The organism is Planktothrix sp. (assembly GCF_046067725.1).
Lineage (GTDB): Bacteria > Cyanobacteriota > Cyanobacteriia > Cyanobacteriales > Microcoleaceae > Planktothrix.
The window spans coordinates 1-6,912 of the sequence record NZ_JBJUDF010000084.1; the positions used below are offsets into that span (position 1 = coordinate 1).

At 41.7% G+C, this 6,912-nt stretch carries 8 protein-coding genes, 1 tRNA gene and 1 pseudogene; 4 read left to right on the forward strand and 6 right to left on the reverse strand.

What is annotated here, in order from left to right; genetic code table 11:
* Positions 1–147, forward strand: a pseudogene (locus tag ACKPEB_RS04845) (nicotinate-nucleotide diphosphorylase (carboxylating)); the annotation flags it as partial.
* A 60-nt stretch (positions 148–207) separates the two neighbouring features.
* Here ACKPEB_RS04845 and ACKPEB_RS04850 read toward each other — a convergent pair.
* Positions 208–1,236 (reverse strand): C39 family peptidase, encoded by a 1,029-nt coding sequence (locus ACKPEB_RS04850; RefSeq protein ID WP_408963699.1) that lies wholly within the window; start codon positions 1,234–1,236, stop codon positions 208–210.
* A gap of 107 nt (positions 1,237–1,343) precedes the next feature.
* The gene (locus tag ACKPEB_RS04855; protein ID WP_408963700.1) at positions 1,344–2,660 is read right to left on the reverse strand and encodes a M16 family metallopeptidase; all 1,317 of its coding nucleotides are present in this window, start codon (positions 2,658–2,660) and stop codon (positions 1,344–1,346) included.
* A 201-nt stretch (positions 2,661–2,861) separates the two neighbouring features.
* On the opposite strand from ACKPEB_RS04855, the gene ACKPEB_RS04860 reads away from it, so the two are divergent.
* Genes ACKPEB_RS04860 through ACKPEB_RS04870 form a run of 3 tightly spaced genes read left to right on the forward strand, consistent with a single transcriptional unit; the run spans position 2,862 to position 4,289 of the window.
* A complete protein-coding gene (locus tag ACKPEB_RS04860) occupies positions 2,862–3,041 on the forward strand; it encodes a hypothetical protein (RefSeq protein ID WP_408971294.1) in 180 nt (59 codons plus the stop codon).
* Positions 3,034–3,507: a GNAT family N-acetyltransferase gene (locus tag ACKPEB_RS04865; RefSeq protein ID WP_408963702.1), complete on the forward strand. Its 474-nt coding sequence runs from the start codon at positions 3,034–3,036 to the stop codon at positions 3,505–3,507. The genes ACKPEB_RS04860 and ACKPEB_RS04865 overlap by 8 nt, the downstream gene beginning before the upstream one ends.
* A gap of 38 nt (positions 3,508–3,545) precedes the next feature.
* Complete coding sequence (locus ACKPEB_RS04870; protein WP_408963703.1) at positions 3,546–4,289, forward strand: HEAT repeat domain-containing protein; 744 nt, start codon at positions 3,546–3,548, stop codon at positions 4,287–4,289.
* Positions 4,290–4,437: 148 nt separating this feature from the next.
* Here ACKPEB_RS04870 and urtE read toward each other — a convergent pair whose 3' ends face one another.
* The 4 genes from urtE to ACKPEB_RS04890 all read right to left on the reverse strand — a co-directional run.
* Entirely contained in the window at positions 4,438–5,139 is a 702-nt protein-coding gene (urtE, locus tag ACKPEB_RS04875) for an urea ABC transporter ATP-binding subunit UrtE (RefSeq protein WP_408963706.1), read from the reverse strand.
* A 262-nt stretch (positions 5,140–5,401) separates the two neighbouring features.
* A tRNA-Asn gene (locus ACKPEB_RS04880) sits at positions 5,402–5,473 on the reverse strand.
* 121 nt (positions 5,474–5,594) lie between these two features.
* Positions 5,595–6,143, reverse strand: a complete 549-nt coding sequence (locus tag ACKPEB_RS04885) for an NYN domain-containing protein (protein ID WP_408963704.1) — start codon at positions 6,141–6,143, stop codon at positions 5,595–5,597.
* Positions 6,144–6,276: 133 nt separating this feature from the next.
* A partial coding sequence (locus ACKPEB_RS04890; RefSeq protein ID WP_408963705.1) for an RNA-guided endonuclease InsQ/TnpB family protein occupies positions 6,277–6,912 on the reverse strand: 636 nt, incomplete at its 5' end.

The following is a 6,912-nucleotide window of genomic DNA, read 5'->3' on the forward strand; positions in this document are numbered from 1 at the left end:
CAGAATAATTCTCGAATTAAAATAGAAGCATCGGGAAATATCACCTTAGAAACCATTCGTTCCGTTGCAGAAACTGGAGTTGATTATATTTCAAGCAGTGCCCCCATTACCCGTTCAACTTGGCTTGATTTAAGCATGAAAATGTAAACCAAATTTAGGACGATGAGAACTCGCCCTAAATTTAATATTTTGGGGTATTCCTAACAGTTACTTAGAAATAAAATGCACCCAAAAACTACCGTCAGGGATGCAAACTCGCGTGATCAAGCGATAGGAATAATGTAAATAAGATCCACTCAAATCGGTGCGATAACCAGAGGAAAACCATTCCCCATAGGGGTCATGAACAATAAACCCAAATTCGTCATAACCCACTACAGTGATGATATGACCAAAGGAGGTAAAATACCCGTGAATAACAGCCGGATTTCCAGCAGCAATCCAATCTTTGACATCATCAATGGTGGCATTTTCACTAAAATAATCCTGACAACCATAGTCTCGAACAATGCGGGCTAAATCATAGGGATTATGACGACTGTAGCCTTTATTAATCGCATATTCATACAGTTCATCTTCTAATTGACCCGAACTGGTTTTACGACGAGCTTTGAAATATTCCAAACACATCGCCAAAGAAGTCACATTGCATGATCCGGTTGGATTAAACCAGTTATCTAATTGAGATTTATAGGGAACATTGAGACGATAACTGGTCGGAATGGGTTTAGGATAAACCTGTTTTCCATTTTCAGAAATTTGAGCGTGTTCTCCCCAAATATATAAAACTGAATAGCCTCCAAAGGACTCACTTCGTAAAGCAACTCGTAAATGTCCCCGAATCGGGTCATAGGCTAAAACGGCAAATTCTTTTCCACCAGGAATGGAAAATTTTTCTGAGTCATTGAGTTGAGAAGAAGCAATCGGTTTAACCTTAAAAACGGTACTTTTAAGGGTTTTCAAGATTGGGCTGGTAACGGGAATCTGTTCACGTTTTGTTTCGATTAACTTTTTCGCAGTAATCGCACCTAAATAACCCGCTTCACCACACTCCATCAACTTTTGAAATTGATGTAATGCAGCCGTTGATTTCGGGCCAAAAATACCATCGACTGGAGGATCAAGCAAACCTAACCCAATGAGTTGAGTTTGAATCTGACGACTCAGGTCATCATCTTCAGCAATGGCTTTAATATCATATCGAGTATTTTTACCGAGAAAATCCTGTAGTTTCATAGGGGCTGGTTCTCATTAATGACTCATGTATCATCAACATCAAAGTTCTCAGGACAATTTTACTGACTTTCGGGGAGAATTTAGCACTCGAAGTGTCATCCTTACCCTCAATTTTGATTGCAATTGTCAACGGCAGGTTTCAGGATCACGATTCCATAAGCGTTCGGAGATAAATACTGTTGTGCCGCTTGCTGAATTTGTTCTGAATTTAAGGCTTGAATTCGATTCGGATAATGTAAGCCCGCGCTTAAATCCCCCACTAAGGATTGATAATATCCATACAGACCCGCGCGATCGCTAGGGGTTTCGTTGCTAAAGATAAACCGATTCGCCACTTGGGTTCTGACTTTTGCCATTTCCTCTTCCGTAATCGGTTCACTTTGCAATTGACGAAGATGATCGCAGATAATCGCCTCCACCTCAGCCACATTTTCTAGGGGTAAACGGGCTGAAATATAGAAAACTCCTTGCAAATGCTGAGTCATATTACTCGCAGAAATCGAGGAAACTAACCCGCGATTTTCCCGTAAATCTTGGAAAAGTCGGGCCGTTCTCCCTTGGCCTAAAATATAAGCTAAAACATCTAAAGGATAGGTCTTGGAGAGTTCTTCTAAACCCGGAACACGCCACAGCATCAATAATCGAGCTTGTTGCAGGGTATCATCGATAATTTCTTGACGCACGATGTCCTGAAAACTCACTTCAGGTGTCCATTGTTGTCGTTGAGGAGGGACAGAATTCATCGAAGCGGTGGGATAAACAGAAGCAACCGCTTGTTCTACGGTTTGAATTAAAGTATCAACGGGTAAATTTCCGACCACCGCAACTGTCATGGAGTGGGGCTGATACCAAGTGCTATGAAAATCTCGCATTTGTTGAGCTTGTAACTGCTCAATCACCGATGCTGGCCCCAAGACGGGACGACGATAGGGAAGATATTCAAAAGCAATTTCCATCGACTGACGGAAAGAACGCCGACCGGGGTTATCCTCAGAACGGCGAATTTCTTCTAAGATCACAAAGCGTTCCCGTTCAAAGGCTTCATCCGCAATATTGGCATTAAGAACCACATCAAACTGGAAAGGAGCTAAATCGGCAAAGTCTTGAGGGGCAGTGGTAATGTAGTAGTGAGTATAGTCTTGACTGGTGGCTGCATTGGTGACAGCACCCCGTTGTTCAATTTTTTGTTCAAATTCTCCCAGTTGCAGATGAGGTGTCCCTTTAAAAACCATGTGTTCTAAAAAGTGCGCCATCCCATTGATATCATTGGATTCAATCGCCGAACCCATATTAATCCAAACATTGAGATTGACAGCATCAACGGGTAACTGTTCCGCCACAATGGTTAAGCCATTGGAGAGGTGATGAACCGTTGGAGTATTAATCGGTCTGGGCGAAGACGATTTAACAAGGATGGAAGTCATTCGTTGTGTCTTAAGTTGTCTAGGTTTGCTTTCTATGGTATTTCATTTCAATTCTCAATCCAGTAAAAACTCGATTGTTATTCATAGAAGATTATTGTACTGCCGAGGGGAAAAGCGTTACAATTATTAAAAATTTTGCCCGTTATCCATCGGGAGACGTTCACCCAGATTGATGCTGTTGTTCTCACAGTTATTTTAAATATGGCTTTCTTTCGTCAATATATTGCCCCGTTGATTGTGGTTTTAATGTTTCTGTTCGCTTTGTTTGTGGTGAGTGCGCGAATTTTCCTCCCTGAAGATATGAGGGCTCCTGCACCCATCAGCACGATTCCAAATTCTCTGGAATTTAGCCAACTTTCTCTTAACAATATCCGTGTCTGAGGTTTTGATTCCGGGTTACAGTTGGCGTCAAGGGTCACGTTTGGATCGAGCTTTATTATTGAAGTTTGTGGCTCGCAGCTATCACGAGCAGTTCCCCAATCAAGATTTAAGCCATCTGGCTCAAACCGTTGAGCAGTATTTCTCCTCTCACACGCCATTATGGTGGGTAGATGTCTTGAATTCTAATCCTTCTCGACCTGAACCTGTGGGCTGTTTATGGTTAGGGAATGCCATTGATCAAGAAAATGGAGAACGCACCGCCCATATTTTTTTATTATATGTGAAGCCAGAATACCGAAAACAGGGGATTGGTTCGGCTTTAGTTCAAAATGCAGAACAATGGGCGGCGCAACGGGGCGATCGCAAAATAAGTCTACAAGTGTTTATGAATAACCAACCCGCCCTCAACCTTTATCAAAAACTCGGCTATCAACCCCAATCTTTATTGATGCAGAAAATTCTATAACAGGTGTTTCCTGTGACAGATTGCGGTAAATTAATGATATGGAGGATGAAGAACTGAGCAGAATCAATACTCAAGACCCATTAGAGAGTCCTTTGGATCAATTGGATGATGGTGAAGTGGCCAAACCTGATCCAGAGGAAATGTTGCTGTTGTTAAAATCACCAGAACCCCAAGGGCGGATGATTGCAGCACGGGCATTTTGTGAAATTCAGGATCAACGTGCGATTCCTGATTTAATTGGGTTATTACAGGATGCTTGCCCCTTAGTGCGGGTGAGCGTGGCTTATGCGTTAGGACGCAATTCTAATGCTCAAGCCGTTGAAGCATTAATTGAACAACTGAACCGAGACTGGAATGGTTATGTCCGTAAAGGGGTGGTTTGGGCGTTGGGAACCTGTGGCGATCGCAGGGCTTTAGAACCCTTACTGGATGCGCTGAAAACCGATATTCCGGCGGTGCGGTTATGGGCGGCTAGTTCCCTCGGTCAAATGGCGAAAGTCGGTTATGAAATTGTAATTCGGGCAATTCCCCCGATGATAGAAGCTTTGCGTCAAGATCCGATTGCAGCCGTTAGAAGTAATTGTGCTTGGGCGTTAGGACAATTATGTCGAGAACTGCCCTCAAATGTGGTTTATGCAGTGGCAATTGATGCCTTAATTGAAGCGTTAGAAGAAGATGAGGATATGGGGGTTAAAGATGATGCTAAATCCTCGTTATTAAGAGTCGGTGATCCGCGAGGATTACAAATTATTGAAGACTTAGAAATGGATGGTTTATTGTAGCAAGAAACGAGGGAATAAGCAATAATGAACTTGATTAACGAGCTAATAACCGTTGTGAATATTGATATAATGTTAACGGTTAATTATTTTTCAATATTCATCATTCTCCCCCTAGCTCTGTTGAGAAGAGGGAGTAAAGAAAAAAACGTTACACCGCTAAAAATTGTTGAATTACTTCTTGACTTAAATCTTTAGTTGCACCAGAAGCGACAATTCCACCTTTTTGCATGGCATAATAACGATCTGCTTGGCGAACAAAATGTAAGTGTTGTTCCACTAATAAAACTGAAATTCCTGTGGTTTCAATAATTCGTCGCACAGCGGCTTCAATTTCTAAAATAATCGAGGGTTGAATCCCTTCTGTTGGTTCATCTAAAACTAATAATTTGGGTTTTCCCATTAAGGCTCTCGCAATCGCTAATTGTTGTTGTTGTCCCCCACTTAAATCTCCTCCCATCCGAGATAACATCGTTTTTAAAACCGGGAATAACTCAAAAATTTCTTCTGGAATTTCGGGTTTTCCTTTTCGTCCTTCGGGTAATGCTTCTAACCCTAATAATAGATTTTCTTTCACCGTGACGCGGGGAATAACTTCCCGTCCTTGGGGCACATAACCAATGCCTAATCTAGCGCGTTTATCGGTTGAAACTTTAGTAATGGGTTTTCCTTGAAAATAAATCTCCCCAGTTTTGGGTTTGAGTAAACCCATAATACTTTTTAATAAGGTGGTTTTTCCCACCCCATTACGTCCAATTAAACATACCATTTGTCCAGGCGCAGCACTTAAATCAACATCCCGTAAAATATGGCTTTCCCCATAATAAACGTTGACTCCCGACACCTGTAACATCAGATGAGGGGATGCAACCGATTCCATCACGGCGCCTTGCATTCCTACACTCATTTTGAACTTCTCCTGATTGATTAAAATTAAAACTTTAGTCTAACGATGAATTGGATTTTAATACATTTGGATCACGGATAGAGACTGATCCATTCTCGGTTCCAAAAACAACAATATCCTAGATTTCTCAGAAGAAATTTAGGATACGAGATCAGTACACCGGATTAAGTTATAATTTAAGCCGATATTTAAAGATAATTTTGTTAAACTCCTCGGGTGGGATTCGAACCTACGACCAATCGGTTAACAGCCGACCGCTCTACCGCTGAGCTACCGAGGAACGTTGTGTCTCTCTTTTAGCCACAGTTACTTATAGTAACGCAAACCCTAAAATTTTGCAAGCCTTTTTGAAAAATTATTTTTGAATTTTGATTGAAAACGCTCAAAAGCCTTGAAATAGGCTATTTTAACCCCATTCTCAATTTCTGGAGACGGTGTTGAGCTTCTGGGTCTAGGGAACTTGCTAAAAAACGACCAGAAGATTGTTTGCGGGGTTGGTGACGACGTTGGCGGCATCGGTTGGACGCTTCCACAACTTCGGCTAACTGTTCGGCGGACAGCCACTCCGCACCATAGCCAGTCACGGTCAACTGTTGCGCTCGGTCTGAAGTTGCCACAATTAATCGACGTCGGGACAGCCGCAGTTGACGACCCAAAGATGCACAGAGTTTTTCAATATAAGTATCTGCGGTTTGCCCAAAACCTGTATAATGAATCGACAAATTGCGGGTAACGGTTTCGCTGAAACTGGGAGTATTTTGATAATGAGCATCAAAGACAATCCGAGCATCCAACCCTTCAAAGGCACTATAATCGACTAAAAGCTCAATCAATTGCCTACGGGCCTCTTCCATCCCGTCACCATCGCGTTTCTGTCGCAATAGGGGCCATATTCCAATAATGTTATAGCCGTCTACAAATAAGACAGCTTTAGCGAGGGAGCTACTCATGGTTCAGTTGTTAAATAAACTTGCAAACGCTGGACGATTGATTAAAATACGCCCAAGGTTAATTTTTTCTTTACATACTATCACAGAACTTTGACACTCTCAGGTCTGAAGACGCTGAGATTCTAACTTCGACCTAGATACGTGCTGCGACCAGGGTTTCCCCAAGAAGAGTAGAGGTTTCTAGTCCATTAGCGTTACTTTGGGGATGTCCTCCCCTAGCTTGTTTTGCAAGAGCGAGAATGTTTTTTGCAGCGTTTGTGTCTCTATGTAGTTCGGATCCACAATTAAAAATATGGGTGCGAGTTGATAGAGATTTTTTAACAATTGCCCCACAATTAGAACATCTCTGTGAGGTGAAATGGGGTGCAACTGGTATTGCTAATTTATCGAATTTAGCTGCAAAATATTCTATCCATTGTCGGAACAAATACCAACTAGCATCACTAATTGATTTAGCTAAACAGTGGTTTTTAACCAAATTTCTAACACTTAAATCTTCGTAGGCTACTAAGTCGTTAGACTTGCATACGTTACTCGCTAGTCTTTTAGCGTGTTCATTCCGTTGCCGACTTACTTTTAAATGTTTTTTAGCGTAAACTTTTCTAGCTTTGCGTCTACCCGATGAACCCTTAACTTTTTTATAGATTTGTCTCTGAGATTTTTTAATAGACGTTTCCGCCTTTCTCAAAAACTTGGGATTCGGTTCTTGATGTCCATTAGAGTCTGTGTAAAACGATTCTATACCAACATCTAATCCAATCTCTTTCCC